Annotated in this window: 15 protein-coding genes; 12 read left to right on the top strand and 3 right to left on the bottom strand. The window is 62.9% G+C overall.

Features of this window, described 5'->3' with window-relative positions:
• Positions 1-108 precede the first annotated feature (108 nt).
• Complete coding sequence (locus ACFSDX_RS21875) at positions 109-1,479, bottom strand: sugar porter family MFS transporter (protein WP_382317483.1); 1,371 nt, start codon at positions 1,477-1,479, stop codon at positions 109-111.
• Positions 1,480-1,694: 215 nt separating this feature from the next.
• On the opposite strand from ACFSDX_RS21875, the gene ACFSDX_RS21870 reads away from it, so the two are divergent.
• Positions 1,695-2,567, top strand: coding sequence for an AraC family transcriptional regulator (locus ACFSDX_RS21870; RefSeq protein ID WP_382317482.1), 873 nt, complete (start codon positions 1,695-1,697; stop codon positions 2,565-2,567).
• A 144-nt stretch (positions 2,568-2,711) separates the two neighbouring features.
• Here the strand turns inward: ACFSDX_RS21870 and ACFSDX_RS21865 are convergent, their stop codons facing one another.
• The gene (locus ACFSDX_RS21865) at positions 2,712-3,299 is read right to left on the bottom strand and encodes an RNA polymerase sigma-70 factor (protein WP_382317480.1); all 588 of its coding nucleotides are present in this window, start codon (positions 3,297-3,299) and stop codon (positions 2,712-2,714) included.
• Positions 3,300-3,529: 230 nt separating this feature from the next.
• On the opposite strand from ACFSDX_RS21865, the gene ACFSDX_RS21860 reads away from it, so the two are divergent.
• From ACFSDX_RS21860 to ACFSDX_RS21845, 4 genes are all read left to right on the top strand, one after another.
• Positions 3,530-4,558 (top strand): FecR family protein, encoded by a 1,029-nt coding sequence (locus tag ACFSDX_RS21860; protein ID WP_382317478.1) that lies wholly within the window; start codon positions 3,530-3,532, stop codon positions 4,556-4,558.
• A 110-nt stretch (positions 4,559-4,668) separates the two neighbouring features.
• Positions 4,669-8,055 (top strand): SusC/RagA family TonB-linked outer membrane protein, encoded by a 3,387-nt coding sequence (locus tag ACFSDX_RS21855; protein ID WP_382317476.1) that lies wholly within the window; start codon positions 4,669-4,671, stop codon positions 8,053-8,055.
• Between the two features lie 22 nt (positions 8,056-8,077).
• Positions 8,078-9,595 (top strand): RagB/SusD family nutrient uptake outer membrane protein, encoded by a 1,518-nt coding sequence (locus tag ACFSDX_RS21850; protein ID WP_382317474.1) that lies wholly within the window; start codon positions 8,078-8,080, stop codon positions 9,593-9,595.
• A gap of 272 nt (positions 9,596-9,867) precedes the next feature.
• Entirely contained in the window at positions 9,868-11,913 is a 2,046-nt protein-coding gene (locus ACFSDX_RS21845) for a HelD family protein (protein WP_382317472.1), read from the top strand.
• Positions 11,914-12,120: 207 nt separating this feature from the next.
• On the opposite strand, the gene ACFSDX_RS21840 is transcribed toward ACFSDX_RS21845, so the two are convergent.
• On the bottom strand, positions 12,121-13,095 hold the full coding sequence (locus tag ACFSDX_RS21840) for a DUF5694 domain-containing protein (RefSeq protein ID WP_382317471.1): 975 nt from the start codon (positions 13,093-13,095) through the stop codon (positions 12,121-12,123).
• 457 nt (positions 13,096-13,552) lie between these two features.
• On the opposite strand from ACFSDX_RS21840, the gene ACFSDX_RS21835 reads away from it, so the two are divergent.
• The 7 genes from ACFSDX_RS21835 (at position 13,553) to ACFSDX_RS21805 (ending at position 20,120) form a co-directional block, all read left to right on the top strand.
• Complete coding sequence (locus ACFSDX_RS21835; protein WP_382317469.1) at positions 13,553-14,860, top strand: flavin monoamine oxidase family protein; 1,308 nt, start codon at positions 13,553-13,555, stop codon at positions 14,858-14,860.
• A gap of 375 nt (positions 14,861-15,235) precedes the next feature.
• Complete coding sequence (locus tag ACFSDX_RS21830) at positions 15,236-15,421, top strand: hypothetical protein (RefSeq protein WP_382317467.1); 186 nt, start codon at positions 15,236-15,238, stop codon at positions 15,419-15,421.
• A gap of 72 nt (positions 15,422-15,493) precedes the next feature.
• Positions 15,494-15,715, top strand: coding sequence for a hypothetical protein (locus ACFSDX_RS21825; RefSeq protein WP_382317465.1), 222 nt, complete (start codon positions 15,494-15,496; stop codon positions 15,713-15,715).
• A 311-nt stretch (positions 15,716-16,026) separates the two neighbouring features.
• Complete coding sequence (fucP, locus tag ACFSDX_RS21820; protein ID WP_382317463.1) at positions 16,027-17,331, top strand: L-fucose:H+ symporter permease; 1,305 nt, start codon at positions 16,027-16,029, stop codon at positions 17,329-17,331.
• A gap of 216 nt (positions 17,332-17,547) precedes the next feature.
• A complete protein-coding gene (locus tag ACFSDX_RS21815) occupies positions 17,548-18,312 on the top strand; it encodes an SDR family NAD(P)-dependent oxidoreductase (RefSeq protein ID WP_382317461.1) in 765 nt (254 codons plus the stop codon).
• A 127-nt stretch (positions 18,313-18,439) separates the two neighbouring features.
• The gene (locus tag ACFSDX_RS21810; RefSeq protein ID WP_382317459.1) at positions 18,440-19,297 is read left to right on the top strand and encodes a fumarylacetoacetate hydrolase family protein; all 858 of its coding nucleotides are present in this window, start codon (positions 18,440-18,442) and stop codon (positions 19,295-19,297) included.
• Positions 19,284-20,120, top strand: a complete 837-nt coding sequence (locus ACFSDX_RS21805) for an amidohydrolase family protein (RefSeq protein WP_382317457.1) — start codon at positions 19,284-19,286, stop codon at positions 20,118-20,120. The genes ACFSDX_RS21810 and ACFSDX_RS21805 overlap by 14 nt, the downstream gene beginning before the upstream one ends.
• The last annotated feature ends 10 nt before the right edge of the window (positions 20,121-20,130 follow it).

Raw genomic sequence — 20,130 nt, 5'->3', positions numbered from 1 at the left:
TTTTAGCCTTATCCCTAGCTGTTAGCTTTTTAGAATTAGAACTAGTCCCCCCTCTCCCCAAGGAGAGGGGGCTAGGGGGTGAGGTTGGCGTAAGGCGAGCCGCCAGGGCTAATGCCCAGTAAAGCCACCCTCCAATTCCTCCAGGGTCTGCCCCTTGGTTTCCTTCACCTTGGCCCGCACGAAAAAGAAGCCCAGCAGGCAAATGCCGGCGTAGAGGTAAAATGGCCCGTAGGTGCCAATGGCCTGGGCCAGAATGGGAAACGTGAACACCAGCACGAAGTAGGAGCCCCACAGCGCCACTGTAGCCACCGACGAGGCCACGCCCCGGATGCGGGTCGGAAAAATCTCGGAAATCACGACCCACGTCACCGGCGCCAGCGATAGCCCGTAGGTGCCGATGGCCGCCAGCACCACCCCCGACACCAGGCCCGGCGCGGCGTGGGTTTGCAGCAAAAAGGCCAGCCCTAGGTAGCTCACGGCCAGCCCCAGCGCCCCGAACAGCAGCAGCGGCCGCCGCCCCAGCTTATCGACCAAAAACATGGATACCAGCGTGAAAGTCAGGTTCACCGCCCCGATGCCGATGGTTTCGAGCAGCTGGCGGTTGAGGTCGGCGCCCACCGCCGCGAAGATGGTGCTTGTGTAGTTGAACACCACGTTGATACCGCAAAACTGCTGGAAAATGGCCAGCGTCACGCCCACCACCACGGCCGGCCGCACGCCCGCGCCCAGCACGTCTTTAAACCGGGCTTTGGGCTCACCACTAGTAGCGCGGGCTTGCAAGTCGGCCAGCGTGGCTTCCACGAAGGCCTCGTTGCCGATTTGGCGCAGCACGGCTTTGGCCTGCGCCACCCGGCCGGCCTGGGCCAGCCAGCGCGGGCTTTCGGGCAGCCACAGCACGCCTAGCAGGAACAGCACCGCCGGCACCGCGCCCAGCCCAAACATCCAGCGCCAGGCGTCGGGGCCCTGGTCGGCCAGCAGGTAGTTGACCAGGTTCGTGACCAGGATGCCTACTACCACGGTGAGCTGATTGATGGCCACATTGCGCCCGCGCACGGCAGCCGGCGACACTTCGGCGATGTAGAGCGGGCTCAGCATGGAGGCCATGCCCACCCCGATGCCGGCCGCAAAGCGCGCCACCACAAACAGCCCTAGGCCCGGGGCCAGGGCCATCGCCACCGACGATACGGCGAAGATGCCCGCCGCCAGCTGCAGGCCGGGCCGCCGGCCGTAGCGGTCGGCCAGCTGGCCCGCCACCAGGCTGCCGGCCATGCAGCCCAGCGCTAGCGAGCCCGTCAAAAAGCCTTCCCACCAAGCCGTGAGCGCAAACTGCGGCCGCAAAAAAGGCAGCGCCCCGGAAATCACCGCAAAGTCGAAGCCAAACAAATAGCCGCCCAGGGCCGCGATAAAGGCAATGCCCACAATGTAGCGCGAGTGGTACGCCACCGCAGAAGCAGCGGGCGGGGAAACGGAGGTAGGCATGGGCACGGGTGGGATGAAAGGTCGGCCGACCAGAAAAGCGCTTCCGGCCGCTGGTAGCACGAGCAGAGGGCTGGGTAGCTCCGGCGCGGCAAGCCGCCGCTGGGGTACCGCTAATTCATTGCAAAGATGACCACCTGGGCACCCGCTTGTAAATAGCTTTTCCAACGAAAAGATGGACGATACTACGGCCCCAGCGGCAGTTACCTTTAAGGCCGATGAAAGAAGGATTTCAGGGCCAACGGGCCTACAGCCTACCAGTGGCCCTGCTGCACGAAACCACCGGCCACCCCCTGTGCCAGGGCCTCTACGTCACGGATATTGGCTTTTACCCCGTGGCGCGGGCACACAAGCGCCACCGCCGCGCCGGCAGCGCCCAGCACCTGCTGCTCTACTGCGTGCAGGGCGCCGGCTGGTACCAGCTCAACCACGCCGAAAAACAGCCGCTGCGGGCCAACCAATGGGTGATTCTACCCGCGCACGTGCCCCACCGCTACGGGGCCGATGAGGCCACGCCCTGGACAATCTACTGGCTGCACTTTGCCGGCACGCAGGCGGCCGCGCTGTACGACTATCTGCAGGCGCAGGTGCCGGATGTGCCCGCTACCATCCGGCCCACCGAGGAGCGGCTTCAACTATTCGAAGCCATTTTTTCGCAGCTTACCCTTACCGCCACGCTGGCCGGCGTAGTGCAGGCCAGCGCTCGCCTAGGGCACTTTTTGCTGGGGCTGCTGCCCGCGGCCAGCCCGCTCGCGCTGCCTTCGGTGGCCGCCGGGGGCGTTGCGCAGTCGATTCAGTTCATGCGCGAGCACCTGGCCGCCAGCTTCACGGTTTCGGAGCTGGCGGCGCAGGCGGGGTTGTCGGCGTCGCACTACGGCGCGCTGTTTCGGGAGCAGGTGGGGCGCCCGCCCATCGTGTTCTTCAACTTTCTAAAAATGCAGCACGCCTGCCAGCAGCTCACCGACAGTAGCTTGCGCATCAAGGAAATAGCCCATCAGCTGGGCTTCGGCGATGTGTACTACTTCTCCCGCGTTTTCACGAAGGTCATGGGCGTTTCGCCCCGGCAGTTCCGGCAGGGCGACCGCGCCTAGGGGCCGCTTTGGGGCTCGAACAATTAACGGCCGTCTATCTGGCTGCTAGGCCGGCCCAGCTACTCGGGAAGCTGCGGGAGGCCGCAGGCAGGTTTTCTCCGAAGACCTGTCACCAGTTATCGCCTACCGAACGCTGATAAGAGGCTACAGCACCTGCCCGGCCAGCAAGATGAGCGCCAGCGACATACCGTGTGCCTGAAAATGCGCTCTCAGGAATTTAAGCGCTTGCGTCATTTGATTTTCCACGCACTTCACCGAGATGTTGAGTTGCTCGGCAATGAGGGCGTAGGAAAGTCCTTCCTGGCGGTTAAGAACAAATATTTGCCGCCGCCGGGCCGGTAGCTGGGCCATCGCCACCTGGTAAAACTGCTCCAGCTCCTGATACTCCACCACCCGGCTGGGGCTCGCTTCATCAATCAGGGTTTCCCCACCATACTCCTCAAACACCCAGTGGCGCTGCCGCCGCAGCTGCTTGAGCACGGCGTGGTAAGCCGACTTGTATAAGTAGGCTTTAAATATGATTCCTTCATCAAAGGAATGACGCCGCTCCCAGAGTTTCAAAAAGCATTCCTGCACCGCGTCGGCGGCGTCGGCGTGGCTCTTTAGGTAGCTGTGCGCAAAGCGACACAGCTCGGGCGCATACTGGTCAAACAGCAGGTCGAAAGCCTGGGAGTCGTCGGCCTGCAAGCGCGCTAAATACACCCGGTCCGGGCATTCTCGGATGATTTTCAAAGGGGGTGGGAAATAGGAAGGGTGGTAAAAGCAGCGGGTAAATATAGGAGTTTTTTACAAGATGCTATAAAAAAATTACAACTAATAATTTAGCTTAACTTCTGTCTATCAATATTTTCATCTTAAATACAAAAGATATTTTTAGGTTTAAGCAAAAATAATCACCTAGGTCGTTGGGGTAGGCACTGGTTCGAGGCTTTTACTGAGTGAATACTCACTTACCGTCGTGTATGCCCCCAGCCATTACTTATGAGGCCTGCTTACGCTACCTGCGCGGCGCAGCCCCGCTGGCTGAGGCGCGCGCCGTGCGGGCCTGGCTGGCCGACCCAGCCAATGAAGCGCAGGCTCAAGAGTGGATGAGCCGCTCGGTGGCGGAGGCGACCGCAGCAGCACCCGCCGCCACTGACTCTTACGACTATAATTATGCCCAGATACGGGCGAACCTCCACGCTCGCCTAGGGCTGGATGTTCGCCCTGCGCCGGTGCAGCCGAAGGCTCCGCACTGGCGCCGCTGGGCCCTGGCCGCCACCCTGGCGGGCGCTACCGTGGGCGCCACCTGGCTCTGGCCCCGGCCGGCGCCACGCAGCAGCGTAACCACGGCGCACTACGCCACCACTTACGGCCAGACGCGGGTGGTGCAGCTGCCCGATGGCTCGGTGGTCACGCTCAATGCGCGCTCGTCGGTGCGCTACGCGGCCCCGGCGCTGGCCTCGGCCCCGCGCGAGGTGTGGCTGGATGGCGAAGCCTTTTTTGCGGTCAAGCACTTGCCTACTAACCAGCGTTTTGTGGTGCACACCACGGCCGGCTTTCGGGTGGAGGTCCTAGGTACCCGGTTTGCGGTGTACCGGCGGCACGCGCAGGCCCGGGTCGTGCTGCTGTCGGGCAAAGTGCGCGTGGCCTTTGCCGACAGTACCCGGCCCGCCGTGGTGCTGAAGCCGGGCGAGCTGCTACAAACCTCCGATAAGCACCCTAGGGCGCTGGTACACAAGGCAGTGCAAGCGGCAGCCTACACGAGCTGGACCGCCAACGAGCTGCAATTTGAGGCCACGCCGCTGGCCGACCTGGCCACCCGCCTGCAAGACACCTACGGCGTGGAAGTGGTGGTGGCCAGCCCGGCGCTGCGCCAGCGCAAGTTCACCGGCACCTTCCCGATGGGCAACCTCGACGTGCTCTGCGAAGACCTCGCCGAGGCGTTTCATCTGCACGTCGAGCGCCAGCGAAACCGCCTGATTTTATCCAGCAAACCCTTGTCTGACTGAGCTTTCAAGAATGCGCTGCGCGCAAGAATATTGGTTAGAAATCCGCTGACGCTACGCCCAGCTGCCTCCGGCCACCACCTACTCACTCACCACTTTTCCCCACCCTTCTTATGAAAAACACGACTACCCAACCAGGCGGGCACGCTGCCCGCCTCGCCCTTCTCACGGCCGGGGCCTTGCTGCTGCAAGCGCCCGGCTCGGCGGCCTTCGCGCAGGTGCTGGCCCTGGCCCAGCCGGTGCAGGGGCCAACTACCCCCGCGGCGCCCACCATTTTGCTGCGGCAGGTGCTGCGGCAGTGGGAAAAGCAGCACAAGAGCATCATTGCCTACGACAGCGACCTGGTGGGCGATAAGCGCGTGGCGCTGCCCAGCGAGGCGGGCACCCTGGAAGAAAAGCTGGCGCGCACCCTAGGCGAGCTAGGGCTGAGCTTCAAGCGCCTGCGCACCAACAACTACGTCATCATGCCGGCCGGCACCAGCAGCGCCGCGAGCGCGGCGGAGGACTTTACGGTGGCGGGGCGGGTGGTCGATGCCAAAGGCGAGGGCCTGCCCGGCGTGACGGTGCTGGTGAAGGGCACGACCATCGGGGCCAGCACCGGCCCCAACGGGGAGTTTAGCCTGCGGGTGCCGGCTAATAGTACGCTGATATTCAGCTCGGTGGGCTTTGCCCGGCAAGAGGTGGCCGTAACGGGCCCAACTACGACGCTGAAAGTCAGCCTAGCCGACGACGCCAAGGACATCGGCGAAGTGGTGGTGGTGGGCTACGGCACCCAGCGGCGCGAGGACGTGACGGGCGCCATCTCTTCGGTGAAGGCGGAGGACATTCGCACGCAGGGCTCGAACACGGTGCAGAAATCGCTGCAGGGCCGCATTGCGGGCGTGCAGATAGAGTCGTCGGGCGGCAACCCTGGCTCGGGCGTGCGGGTGGTGATTCGGGGCGCGGGCTCGCTCAACAACAACAACCCGCTCTATATCGTGGACGGCGTGCAGGTGGACGATATCAACAATCTGCAACCCACGGACATCGCCTCGTTTAACGTGCTCAAGGACGCCTCGGCGGCGGCCATCTACGGCTCGCGGGCGGCTAATGGCGTGGTGCTCATCACCACGAAGGGCGGCAAGAAGGGCGAGAACCGCATGGATTTCAACGCCTACTACGGCGTGCAAACCATTGCCAAGAAGATAGACGTGCTGAACGCCTCGCAGTGGGCCACCGTCAGCAACGCGGCCCACGACAACGCGGGCCTGCCGCGCCTCGACATTGCCAAGAACCCGGAGACCCTAGGCGCGGGCACCGACTGGCAGAAGGAAATCTACCGCACCGCGCCCATGCAGAACTACACGCTGGGCACGAGCGGCGGCGGCGAAAACTTCACCTACAACCTATCGGGCGGCTACCTCGACCAGCAGGGCATCGTGAAGAAAACCGACTACAACCGCTGGAACCTGCGCGTGAAATCGGACTTCAACAAGGGCCGCGTGCGGCTGGGCGAAACCGTGATTCTGACCCGCGAATACTGGCGCAACATGGCCGGCGGCTGGGGCGGCCAGGGCGGCAACCCCGTGGGCTCGGCCCTGAAAATGATACCCGTCTTTCAGGTCTACGACCCCACGGCGGTGGGCGGCTACAGCGGCGCCTCGGGGCCGGTCGTGAACGTGGCCAACCCCGTGGCGCAGCTCAACCTGGAAGTGCCCGAAACCAAAACAACCACGGCCATCTTGAACGGCTTCGCGGAGGTTTCGCTCTTTAAGGGCTTGAAGTATAGGCTCAACCTAGGGTATACATCCACGTTTGGCTCGTACAACGACTACATTTTCCCCTACCAAGTGGGGGCGCTATTTAACAACGCCGATGCCGACCTGGCGCAGAACCGGAGCGAGCGGTCGTACTTCTTGCAGGAGCACACGGTGGCCTACGACCGGGCGTTTGGCAAGCACACCTTGCAGGCGCTGGTGGGCTACACCTACCAGGATACCAAGTACAATATTCTGAGCGGCTCGAAGAGCGGCATGCCCACCGGCATCGCGGTGCTCGACGCGGGCACCACCAACATTGCCAGCGGCGGCTACGCCTACGAAAGCGTGCTGCTCTCCTACCTAGGGCGCCTGGTGTACACCTTCAACGACCGCTACGTGCTCACGGGCACCTTCCGCCGCGACGGCTCGTCACGCTTCGGGCCGGCGTATAAGTACGGTAACTTCCCGTCCATCGCCGCGGCCTGGAACGTCGTGAACGAGCCCTTTTTCCAGCCCGCCCAAAAGGTGGTGAGCAACCTGAAGGTGCGGGCCAGCTACGGCATCCTGGGCAACCAGGAAATCCCGGACTATCGCTACGTGCCGCTGATTCAGCCCAACACCAACTACGTTATCGGCCAAGGGCAACAGCTGTGGTCGGGCGCCATTCAGACGGCGTTTGCCACGCCCGACATCAAGTGGGAAACGTCGAAAACCTTCGACGTGGGCGCTGATTTAGGCTTCTTCCAAAACAAGCTGAACCTGACGGCCGACTACTTCGTGCGGCGCAATTCGGACATTCTGCTGCAAGTGCCCATTCCACTGAGCAGCGGCGCCAGCGGCACCAGCCCCTACATCAACGCCGGCCAAATCACGAACAAGGGCATCGAAACCGCCCTGACCTACAACAACCAGGTAGGCGAGTTTAACTACCAAATCACCAGCACGTTTACGGCCATCGACAACAACGTTGATTTCCTAGGTACGGGCACGCAGCAGATTTCGGGCGGGCAGCCCACGCACCACGGCGCGTCGGCCACCATCACGCAGGCCGGCGGGCCGGTGGGGGCGTTTTATTTGATAAAGACGGACGGCATTTTCAACTCCCAGGATGAGATAAACGCCTACACTCGCGACGGCAAGCTGATTCAGCCGAGTGCCAAGCCCGGCGACGTCCGGTTCGTGGACGCCAACAACGACGGCACCATCAGCCAGGACGACCGCCAATACTGCGGCAGCCCCACGCCCAAGTTCACCTACGGCTTCGGCAGCAACGCCTCGTGGCGCAACTTCGACGTGAGCTTCTTCTTCCAGGGCACCTACGGCAACAAAATCTACAACGGCACGCGCGAAGATTTGGAAGGCATGAACCTGGAATTCAACTACTCGCCGGCCACGCTCAACGCCTGGACGCCCGACAACCACACTAACTTCCCGCGCGCCGTCATCAACGACCCCAACCTGAATAGCCAGACCTCGGACCGGTTTCTGGAGAGCGGCTCGTACCTGCGCCTGCGCACCCTGCAGCTGGGCTACACCCTACCCAAAAACCTGCTGAGCGCCGTCAAAATCAACAGCTGTCGCTTCTACCTCAGCTTCGATAACCTGCTCACCTTCACCAAGTACACGGGCTTCAACCCCGACCTAGGGCGCTACAACGCGGGCGCCGCCGGCGGGGGCATCCTCGACCGGGGCGTCGATTTTCCGCACGTAGCCTACCCGCTGGCGCGCACCTCGCTGCTCGGGGTGCAAGTTTCCTTCTAACCGTCTAGTTCCCACCCCTGATATGAAACGCTTTCTCTACGCTTCGCTGCTCGTGCTGGGCCTAGGCGCCTGCACCAAGGACCTCGACCAGGTCAGCCCCAACTCCATTGTCCAAACCAATTTCTGGAAAACCGACGCCGACTTCTTGTCGGGCCTGGCGGCTACCTACAAGACGTTCCACGACGTCAACAACGGCTACTACGGCGTGCGCGGCATCGAAACCACCAACGGCCGCGGCGACGACTTCTTCATCCGCAACGATGTGAAGGACTTGTACCAGCTGTCTACCTTCACCAACAACCCCACCACCGGCACGCCGGGCTCCATCTTCACGGGCTTCTACACCGGTATTTTCCGGGCCAACCAGGTGATAGAGCAGGCGCAGGCGGCCACCGGCCTCACGACCGATGCGCAGAAGCAGTACGTGGCCGAGGCGCAGTTCCTGCGCGGGCTCAACTACATGCTGGCGGCCACCAATTTCGGGGCCGTGCCCATCATCACCAAAGTGCCCGTGCAGCGCACCGACTACTTCGTGGCGCAGTCGCCCGAGGCCGACGTGTGGGCGCAGGCCGTGAAGGACTTGCAGGCCGCCGCCGCGGGCTTGCCCACCTCTTACCCCAGCGCGTGGGTGGGACGCGCCACCAAGGGCGCCGCCCTAGGTATGCTGGCCAAGGCCTACGTGTACCAGAAGAATTGGGTCGAGGCCGAGAAAATCTTCAAGCAACTGGCGCAGCCCAGTGGCCAGGCCCAGGCCCCCTACACCTACGATTTGATGGCCAACTTCGAAGACAACTTCGCGCGGGCCACCGACAACAACGCCGAGTCGCTGTTCGAAATCCAGAACCAGAACGTGGGCGGCTCGATGCCCTGGGCCGGCGAAAACGCCAACGAGGCCCTAGGGGTGACCACCGCCCAGGAATTTGCCCCCACTGAAGTAGCCGGCTGGTTTGAGGTATCGCCCACCGACAAGCTGTTCAACGAGTTCAAGCAGGAGCGCGCCGTGGGCGGCGACTACGACGCCCGCATGTACGCCACGCTGGTCTGGGACTACCCCGGCGCCATGTACTACAACAAGCCTTTCTCGGCCTTTAAGCTGGTATTTGGCTACAGCTCGCTCATCCGCAAGTACCAGAACTGGCGCGAGAACAACGAGGGCATCTGGATTTCGGACATCAACGAAAAGGTGCTGCGCTACGCCGACATCCTGCTGCTCTACGCCGAAACCGAAGCCATGCTGGGCCGCCCCGCCGACGCCATTCCGCTGCTCAACCGCATTCGCTCGCGGGCCAAGCTGGCCCCGCTGGCAGCCGGCCTCTCGGCTACCCAGATTATGACTGAGATTCGGCACCAGCGCATGCTGGAATTTTTCCGCGAGGGCCAGCGCTTCTACGACCTCAAGCGCTGGGGCCTGCTGGAGCAGGAAATCAAGAACAGCGACAAGGTGGGCCGCGAGTTCTACGCCCCCAAGTTTGCCTACTTCCCCATCCCGCAGGGCGAGCTGAACACCAACCCCAACATCAAGCAAAACGCGGGCTGGTAAAGCCTAGCTAATCAGCTTTATCCAACATGCTGGCTCGGTTGGTTCTTATGATACCCGGTTTCCAAACGGCACCCTAGGGGTAGCCTGACCCACAGTTTGCCCAGCCACGTTGGCTACCGCCCCGCTTCGGCCTCGCGCCGGGCGGGGCGTTTTTGATGGGGGAGTTTGGCGCAGCTACGCGGAGAAAACGGGCTGGGCCAGTGCGCCGCGAGCGGCGGCTGACCGAAATTTGCGGTCACCTTTGCACCCCCATTACCCAAGCCTTACCCAGGATGAACGCCACGGAGCAAGCAGAACGAGAATACCTGGAAGAAATCAAGGAGAAGCTGGCGCTGGCCATCCGGCGCGGCGACGACGCCGTGAAGCAGTTTTCGGAAGAGCTGCGCGAGAAAAAGCAGTATCTTCACGAGCACCAGTCGAGCCTGGACGACGCGGACCTGGTGGCCGCCGACCAGTCCATCAACCGCATGGCCTTCACCGGCGAGGCCGCTGTGGCCCGCAAGCGCCGGCTGCTCAAGCTGCTGCAATCACCCTACTTCGGGCGCATCGATTTCGTGCCGCAGGGCCGGGCCAAGGCGCCGGTGTACATCGGCGTGCACTCCTTCCTGGACGACCAGCAGCGCCAGAGCCTGATTTACGACTGGCGGGCGCCCATCTCGTCGCTGTTCTACGACTACGAGCTGGGCGAGGCCGCCTACCCCACGCCCTCGGGCTCGGTGGCGGGCACCATCGAGTTGAAGCGGCAGTACAAGATTCGGGACGGCCAGCTGGAATTCGTGCTCGAAAACGACGTGAATATCCACGACGACGTGTTGCAGCGCGAGCTGGCCAAGTCGTCCGACGATAAGATGAAGAACATCGTGGCCACCATTCAGCGCGACCAAAACGCGGTGATTCGCAACGAAACGGCGTCGGTAATGGTCATTCAGGGCGTGGCCGGCTCGGGTAAAACCTCGATTGCCCTGCACCGGATTGCGTTTTTGCTCTACCGCTACCGCGACACGATTGCGGCTAAAGATGTACTCATCATCTCGCCCAACAAAGTCTTTGCCGACTACATCTCCAACGTGCTGCCCGAGCTGGGCGAGGAGCACATTCCGGAGCTGGGCATGGAAGAGCTAGCGGCCGACCTGCTCGAAAACCGGTACCCGTTCCAGACCTTCTTCGAGCAGGTTTCGACGCTGCTCGAAAACCCCGACCCCGCCTTTGTCGAGCGCATCCGGTTTAAGTCGGCGGGCGATTTTTTGAGCCAGCTCAATAAATACCTGCTGCACGTGGAGAACAATTACGTCACGGGCAGCGAGTTGCGGCTGGGCCGGCTGCTGGTGCCGCTGCCGTTCATCCAGGAGCGCTTCAAGGCCTACCACCGGGTGCCGCTGCTGAAGCGGTTTCCGCTGGTGGCCCAGGACGTGCGCACCTACGTGCGCGACGCCACCCAGCGCAAGCTGACCGGGCAGGAGAAATCCATCATCGGCGAGGCCATTCCGCGCATGTTCAAGTTTACGCAGGTGCTGGACTTCTACCGCGATTTTTACCGCTGGCTGGGCCGCCCCGAGCTCTGCCGCGTCGAGCCCGGCCAGCGCCTGGAATACGCCGATGTGTTCCCGCTCATCTACCTGCGGCTGCGCCTGGAAGGCATCACGGCCTACGAGCACGTCAAGCACTTGGTAATCGACGAAATGCAGGACTACACGCCCGTGCACTACGCCGTACTGGCCCGCCTGTTTCCGTGCCGCAAAACCATCCTGGGCGATGTCAACCAGACGGTGAACCCCTACAGCGCGTCCTCGGCCGAAACCATCGAGCGCGTTTTTCCGCAGGCCGAAATCGTGAAGCTGCACCGCAGCTACCGCTCCACTCTCGAAATCACGACTTTCGCGCAGCGCATCACCCCCAACCCCGACCTCATCCCACTGGAAAGACACGGCCGCGAGCCCTTTATAATGCGCTTCGACAGCCCTGCCGAGGAATTGCGGGCTGTGCAACAGTTGGTCGCGGCCTTCCAGAGCGGCGGCCAGCAGTCGCTAGGTATCATCTGCAAAACGCAGCGCCAGGCCACGCAGGTGCACCAGGCGCTGCAAGGCCCCGGCGTGCAGCTGCTCACGGCCGAGTCCTCGACCTTTAAGGAAGGCGTCATCATCACCACGGCCTACCTGGCCAAGGGGCTCGAATTTGACGAGGTCGTCGTGCCTTTCGCCTCCGCCGCCACTTACCAAACGGAGGTGGATAAGGGAATGCTCTACGTGGCCTGCACCCGCGCCATGCACCAGCTCACGCTGACGCATACCGGGGCGGTTACGGAGTTCTTGGCGGCCTAGGAGGTTGTTTGGGTTAGCTTTTTTTAATAGTCTCGTTATCAGATAAAAACAAAATAAAAACGGGTCATGCTGAACGTAGTGAAGCATCTCTACCGCTTCGTTCAAGCCGTACAACGAGGCGGTAGAGATGCTTCACTACGCTCAGCATGACCCGTTTTTACAAAGACTCTTAATCCAGAAACAAGTCTACCACCCAGTCATCGCCAGCTAGCCCTTCTTAAGCTTGTTGAGCCGGCGCCCGGCCGGCGCCTTCAGGTACGTGTGCGCGGGCACCACGTGGTAGGTGGGGTTGGCGCCCAGCAGCTCTTCCAGCACGGCCACGTGGTTTTGGCCCATGATTACCAGCAGGCGCTGGGCGCGGGTCTTTTGCTGAATGCGGAGCAGGTTGGAATAGATTTTCAGATTGCGGTTGTAGAACAGCGTGATGTAGTGCGCCCCCACGTAGGCCGTGTCTACCGGGCCTAGGTCGTTGGTATTGAGGCCGCCGGCCGCGAACGTGCCGCCCGTGACCAGCGCCGGCGTGTTGAACAGCGCTCGGTGGCTCAGGGCAATGAGGGCGGGCTGATTGATGAGGGCCAGGTAATCGTAGACCGATAAGCTGTCGTGCTGCACCTGGCGCCGCAGGGGCCGGGCCGCCGTTTGCAGCTCCTTCAGTCCCTGCTGGAAAAAAGCAATGTTGCGGCCGTTGCTCAGCAGCCCTTGCGACGTAGCCGCGTAGTAATCGATGCTCTGGGGCGCGGCCAGGTGCAGCTCCTTGGCCAGCGCAAACCCGATTTGGTAGCGCTCGCTGCGCCCGTAGGGCAGGGCCGTAAATTGCAGGTGGCCTTGCTGGTAGGCGGCATATAGGCTATCTATTTGCGGCTGCTCTTTGGGCTCGGCTTCCAGCAAAATAAACTCGGGCCGGAAGCGCCGAAGCTGGGCGCGGAGTTGGGCCAGCTCGGCCTGCTTTTTGGGGCTGAATACGTCCGACCTGGGGTCCTGGGCCGTGTAGAGCTGGTGCAGATGGTCGCAGCCCATCACCATGACCTCGACGGGGCGGGCGGGCGCCTGTGCCTGTGCCTGTGCCTGGCTGGGCGCAGCCGCCACTGCACCTAGGGCCAGCCCCAGGCTGCCTAACAGGTAACGCGCCGCCCAGGAGGGGGCGGCGGGGCGCAGCTTGGCGCAAAGAGTAGCAAAACGCATGTAGCAGGATAGAGCAATACCGCACAAAAGAAAGGACCAGCCCGCGAACGCCCCAACCGGCAAGGCCGGCCCCGCCGCCGCCGCTAAGCCTCGCACCCAGCCGCCCCAACGGCCCCGATTGTTATGAAAGGCCGGGGCCATCGGGCGCAGCAAGCGGCCCGGTCGCGGGGCGCTACCGCTGTTTGCGGCGGGCCCTCCCACCTACCTAGGCTGCTCAGGTAATGCCGGAGTCAGGGGAAGGGCCGGGTAGTAGCGCAAACTTTGTAATTCACGTTTTTGGACGGGACCCGAGCGGTGCGGGCACGCGAACTACAAAGTTTGCGCTAGTAACTACTGACGTCGAAACCCCTCTGACTGGCAGCACTCAAGGCCTTGCTGGCCCAGTGATAGCGGCTAGGACGCCGGCGCACTCCGTCTGCGCAGGCTTTTCTTTACAGTAATAAATCCTACCCTTATTATGTCCGCCAGCCCCGCTTCCTTCGATACCGACGTGCTCATCATCGGGGCGGGCGCGGCCGGGCTGCTGGCGGCGCGCGACATTGCCGCGGCCGGCCGGCGCGTGCTGCTAGTCGAGGCCCGCGACTACCTAGGGGGCCGCGCGCACACGCTGCAGCCGCCGGGCTTCACGCAGGCCATTGAGGCGGGCGCCGAGTTTATGCACGGCGAAGTGCCCCTCACGCGCGCCCTGCTCGCCGAGGCGGGCATTGGCTGGCAGGACACCGCCGGCCGCACCTACGTAGTGCAAGAGGGTGAGGCCCGGGCCGACGCCGACTTCTTTGCCCAGCTGCCGCTTGTGCTGGCCAAGCTCGCCGAGCTGACGGAAGACCTGCCCCTGGCTGACTTCCTGGCCCGCGAGTTTGCGGGGCCCGCCCACGCCGAGCTGCGGGCCACTACCACGCAGTTTGCCGAAGGCTACGACGCGGCCGATGCCCAGCTCGTCAGCGCCCTGGCCCTGCGCGACGAGTGGCTGGCGGGCGGCGCCGAAGACTCGCCCCGCCCGGTGGGTGGCTACGGGCCGCTGCTGGCCTGGCTGGCCGCGCAGGCCCAGGCCGCCGGGGCCATAGTGCACCTCGCCACGCCGGTGCTGGAAATCCGTTGGCAGCCGGGCCAAGTGGAGGTGCTAGCCACCACCGGCGCCGCCTACCGCGCCCGGCAAGTGCTGTGCACCGTGCCGCTGGGCGTGTGGCAGCGGCGCGCCGGGCAGCCGGGTTACCTAGGCCTCAGCCCCGACCTGCCCGCCCACCGCGCGGCCGCCGCCCAGCTCGGGTTTGGCGAAGTCATCAAATTCGTACTCGAGTTTGAAACCCCCTTCTGGCAAGCGCAGCTGCCCGAGCTGGAGTTTTTGCTGTCCGAAGCGCCCGTGCCCACCTGGTGGAGCCAGCTACCCAACCCCCGCCCCCTGCTCACGGGCTGGGTAGCCGGGCCCGCCGCCCAGCGCCTGCGCACGGCCTCAGCCGATGCCCTGCTGCACCTGGCCCTCACCTCGCTGGCGCAGCTGCTGCACACGCCCATGAGCGCGCTGCAAGCCCAGCTCCGCGCCAGCTACGTGCGCAACTGGGGCGCCGAAGCGCACGCCTACGGGGCCTACTCCTACCCCACGGTGGGCGCGCCCGCCGCCCGCGCCGCGCTCGCCGCCCCTGTGGCCGACACCCTGTTTTGGGCCGGCGAAGGCCTCTACGAAGGCCCCGCGGGTGGCACCGTTGAGGCGGCGCTCGTGAGTGGCCGGCAAGCAGCGCGCGCGCTGCTGGCCGCGCGGCCGGCCTAGGTTCCCTCGCCCACCGCGCCGCTGGCCAAGACCCGCGAGAACGCTAGTCCGCAGCTGATTTTCCCGGGTTGCGAAAGCCGTGGCCAGCAGCGGACTAGGTCCCGGAAACCCGCGCAAAAAGGAAAGAGCTGCTATAGAACTATTTAGCAAAGCCAGCTACTCAGGCAAAGCCGGTGCAGCTGCTTTTTGGTACAGTTTTCGGTAGAAAGTCTTCGTAGCGAGCGGGTTTTGCTTGGCTCGTGCGCTACGCAGCGGGTTAGCTCTTTCCTAAAAATGGCAGGGCCTGAAAATGGAAGCAGAGCCAGCATTTTTTTAGGCGTGGCAATAGCATTTTTCCATAACTTTACTAGTCTTCACTACTTATAAAATTATTCCATGAAAAATGAGCAAGAACGGCGAGGAATCGTGGCAGCAGCCATCTCCTGGACCAAAACCACGGCTATAACCCCCAGTCTCTACGAAAAAAACCTGCTTCAGCAGTACATTGAAGGCGTGCTAACGATTGACCGTGTAATTGAATTATTAGAAGAAAATAGTGAAAATTCAATGAAGCGCCGGTAGCGTTCGCTTTTATTTAAAATAATTGTACGAAATAAGTATCGACGTTCTGGTTTTATCCTCTACCTTCATGCTATGAACTATGCCTTCCCCGCCCAACAATCGCTGCCCGTTTCTTCCTTAGTTACGGAGCAAAGCCGCCAGCGCCTTATCAAAGCCGTTATTTCGTATAAGCAAGGCACGGCTTACACAACAGAGCCCGCCCAGCGCCACCTGCTCAACCAGTTTGTGCAGGGCCGGCTGACTATAGATGAAGTTGTATATTACCTGGAAACGACTGCTGCTTCTCCAAGGTAGGCAGCGGCAAGTCCGGAAGCACCCGTGCCCCTCTATGCTGCTGGTATAGAGGGGCACGGGTGCTTCCGGGCCTCACTGACTCGGTACTCCTAGGTCGCATTTTTGGCTCAAAACAGGAGTAGCCAGGCCCCGCTACTATTCTACAGGAAGAGGCCAAAGGCCGATACAACCAGCTGGTGTACCCAGGCCCCGCCGAATGGGGCGGGGTAAGTACTGTCGATTGCGGCGAAGCGGGCAAAAGGCGTTCGCGCTGCTTAATGCGCAAAATGACGTTCTTTTACCCCACCATCTAACCTCAGCTCTCCCGCCCAATGGCATTGCCCCCGCGCACTACCCCCACCGCCACCCTGGCGGCGGACCCCAGCACTAGCAGCCGGCTTCTGTTTCCGTTCATTCTGGTTACCTGCGTGTTCTTCCTCTGGGGCATGGCGCACAACCTGGATTCCATCCTGATTCCGCACCTCAAAAAAGCCTGCCAGCTCGACAACCGGCAGTCGACGCTGGTGGATACGGCCGTGTTTCTGGCCTACTTTCTGATGGCGATTCCGGCCGGCATGCTGCTCAAGCGGTTTGGGTACAAAAACTGCATTATCATTGGGCTGGTGGCGTTTGCGGCGGGCGCGTTTCTGTTTGTGCCGGCGGCGGGCGCTCGCTCCTACACGCTGTTTCTGACGGCCCTGTTCATTATCGGCTGCGGCCTCACCACCCTCGAAACGGCGGCCAACCCCTACGCCGCCGTGCTGGGCGCGCCGGAGGGCGCCACGGGCCGGCTCAACTTGGCGCAGGCCTTCAACGGACTTTCGGCCATAATCGCCCCCATCCTGGGCACGCGCCTGATATTATCGGGCCAGGAGTACAGCGCCGCGCAGCTCGCGGCCATGCCCGACGCCACGCGGCTGGCCTACCTAGGACACGAGGCGGCGGCCGTGAAGCTGCCCTACATCGTGCTGGGCGGGGTGCTGCTGCTGGTAGCGCTGCTCTTTTACCTGGTGGCGCTGCCCGAGGTGCGGGCTGAGGAGAGCGAGCCTTCGGCGGGCGGCGGCTTCTTTAGCGTGCTGCGGCACCGGCACCTGACCTGGGCCGTGGCGGCGCAGTTTTTCTACGTGGGGGCGCAGGTGTGCGTCACCAGCTTTTTTATTCGGATGGCCAAGCAGGGCGGCGGCTTTGATGAAAAAACGGCCGGCTACTACCTGGGGCTGTACGGGCTGCTGTTCACGGCGGGGCGCTTCATCGGCACGGCTTTGCTGAAGTACGTGTCGTCGCAGCGGCTGCTTTCGCTGTATGCCGTGGCGGCCATTGCGCTGTGCGGGGTGGCGATGCTCGGCAACGGCGCCTCCGTTATTTACGCGCTGGGCGGGCTGGGTTTCTTCATGTCCATCATGTTTCCCACCATTTTCTCGCTGGGCCTGGCCGGCCTGGGCGACGATACCAAGCCCGGCTCGTCGTGGCTCGTGATGTCGATTGTGGGCGGGGCCGTGATGCCCTACCTCATGGGCACGGTCATTGATTTACAAGGCGATGCCATTCAGGCGGGCTACGTGGTGCCGCTGGCCTGCTTCGTGGTGGTGCTGCTGTTTGGGCTGTATGGCTACCGGGTGAAGGGGCGGCTGGTGTAGGGCGCGAACGGGGCGCCGTGCCCCCGCTGGCACCTAGGTGACCCTTAGTAGCGCGGCCGCCCCGGCCAAAAGCCCCCGCACCGCCGGTAGCTTCTGCTAGCTCGCGCATAGCCAGCAGGCGGGCGGGCCGCGGGCTGTTGCGTAGCTTTCCGCCTCCTAGGTAGCCGCGGCCCGCGCCAAACGCCTTGCGCGCGCGGCGGCTTTTACCCTCGCCTTATGTTCAGTTTAACCGGAAAAAGCGCCGTCATCACGGGTGGCGGCAGTGGCATCGGCCGCGCCATCGCCCTCCTTTTTGCCCGCCAGGGCGCCGAGGTTCATATTCTTGAGCTCAGCCTCGAAGCCGGCCAGGCCGCGGCCGACGAAATCCGGCAGGCCGGGGGCACCGCCCACGTGCACGCCGCCGATGTCAGCCAGCAGGCCGCCGTGGTCGCTGCGTTCGCGGCCATCGGCCGGGTCGATATCCTGGTCAACAACGCGGGCATCGCGCACGTCGGCAACGTGGAAACGACCGCCGAGGCCGACTTCGAGCGCGTGTATCAGGTCAACGTGAAGGGCGCCTACAACTGCCTGTTTGCGGCCGTGCCGCTGATGAAGGCGCAGGGCGGCGGGGCCATCGTGAACATGGCCAGCATCGCGGCGCACGTGGGCCTCACCGACCGCTTTGCCTACTCCATGAGCAAGGGCGCCATCTTCGCCATGACGCTCTCGGTGGCCCGCGACTTTCTAGGGAGTAACATTCGCTGCAACAGCATCTCGCCGGCGCGGGTGCACACGCCCTTCGTCGATGGCTTTATCGCCAAAAACTACGCCGGCCGCGAGGCCGAAATCTTCGACAAGCTCTCGAAAAGCCAGCCCATCGGCCGCATGGGCCAGCCCGACGAGGTGGCCGCCTTGGCGCTCTACCTCTGCTCGGATGAGGCAGGCTTCGTCACGGGCTGCGACTACCCACTCGACGGCGGTTTTATCAAGCTCAACACCTAATGCGCAATGCGTAATTTGAGTAATGGGTAATGAGCGTAATCGCTCTCAGGAGGAAACTCAACCGCTACCGATTACTCGCATTACCGATTACGCTCATTACCCATTACTCAAATTACCTATTCTAAAAATGAAACTCATCCGTTTCGGCCAGCCCGGCCAGGAAAAACCCGGCGTTATCATTGACGACCAGCGCTACGATGTGTCGGCATTCGGCCAAGACTATACCGAAGAGTTTTTCGCCACCGACGGCCTAACTCGGCTGGCCGATTTCTTGCAAAGCCACGAGGGCCAGCTGCCCAAAGTAGCCGACAGCGAGCGCCTGGGGCCACCCGTGGCGCGCCCCTCCAAAATCCTGTGCATCGGCCTCAACTACGCCGACCACGCCAAGGAAACCGGCGCCACGCCCCCGGCCGAGCCGGTGCTGTTTATGAAATCGACCACGGCCTACGTGGGGCCCAACGATAACATTATCATCCCCAAAAATTCGGTGAAAACCGACTGGGAAGTGGAGCTGGCGGTGGTCATTGGCAAGCGCGCTTCCTACGTGGAGGAGGCCGACGCGGCCAGCTACATCGCGGGCTACGTGCTGCACAACGACGTGTCGGAGCGCGAGTTTCAGCTCGAGCGCAGCGGCACTTGGGACAAGGGAAAGGGCTGCGACACCTTCGCACCGGTCGGCCCGTTTCTGGCCACGCCCGACGAGCTGGGCGACCTCGACAACCTGCGCCTGTGGCTGACCGTGAACGGCCAAATCATGCAGGACGGCACCACGGCCAACCTCATTTTTAAGGTGCCCTTCCTAGTTTCCTACCTCAGCCAGTTTATGACGCTGCTGCCCGGCGACATCATCTCGACCGGTACGCCGGCCGGCGTGGGCCTGGGCTTCAAGCCGCCCATCTACCTCAAGCCCGGCGACGTGGTGGAATTGGGTATCGACGGCCTAGGTACCTCGCGCCAAGTCGTGCAAGCGTATGCCGCGCATTGATGCCCACCAGCACTTCTGGCAGTTCGACCCGGAGCGCGACGCCTGGATAACGCTCGAGATGGCGGCCATCCGGCGCGACTTTTTGCCCGCCGATTTGCAGCCCCTTTTGCAGGAGCACGGCCTCGACGGCTGCGTGGCGGTGCAGGCCAGCCAAAGCGAGGCCGAAACCGACTGGCTGCTGGCGCTGGCCGCCACCCACGACTTCATAAAAGGCGTAGTGGGCTGGGTCGATTTGCAGGCCCCCGACGTGGCCGAGCGCCTAGGTCACTACCAGCAGTTTGCGAAGCTCAAAGGCTTCCGGCACGTGCTGCAAGGCGAGGCCGACCGGGCCCTGATGCTACAGCCGGCGTTTCGGCGCGGCATCGGGGCGCTGGCGGCGCGCGGGTTTACGTACGATTTGCTGATTTTGCCCGACCAGCTCGGCTACGCGGCCGAGCTGGCCGGGGACTTCCCCTACCAGCCGTTTGTGGTCGACCACATCGCCAAGCCACCCATAAAAGCCCGGGAAATCGACGACTGGCGGCAGGACATCCGGCAGCTGGCGGCGCACGACAACGTGTGCTGCAAAGTGTCGGGCCTCGTGACGGAGGCCGACTGGCAGCACTGGCAACCGCAGGATTTTGCGCCCTACCTCGACGTGGTGTTTGCCGCCTTCGGGCCGCAACGCGTGCTCTACGGCTCCGACTGGCCGGTGTGCAACGTGGCGGGCGGCTACGGCCGCATGTACACGCTGGTGGCCGATTACGTCGCCCGGCTGTCGGCCGCCGAGCAGGCGCAATTTTGGGGCGGCAACGCGGCGCGTTTCTACGGGCTTACTATATAAAGCGGTTTTT

The organism is Hymenobacter bucti, from assembly GCF_042681145.1.
Lineage (GTDB): Bacteria > Bacteroidota > Bacteroidia > Cytophagales > Hymenobacteraceae > Hymenobacter > Hymenobacter bucti.
This window is presented reverse-complemented; position numbering and strand designations above follow the sequence as displayed.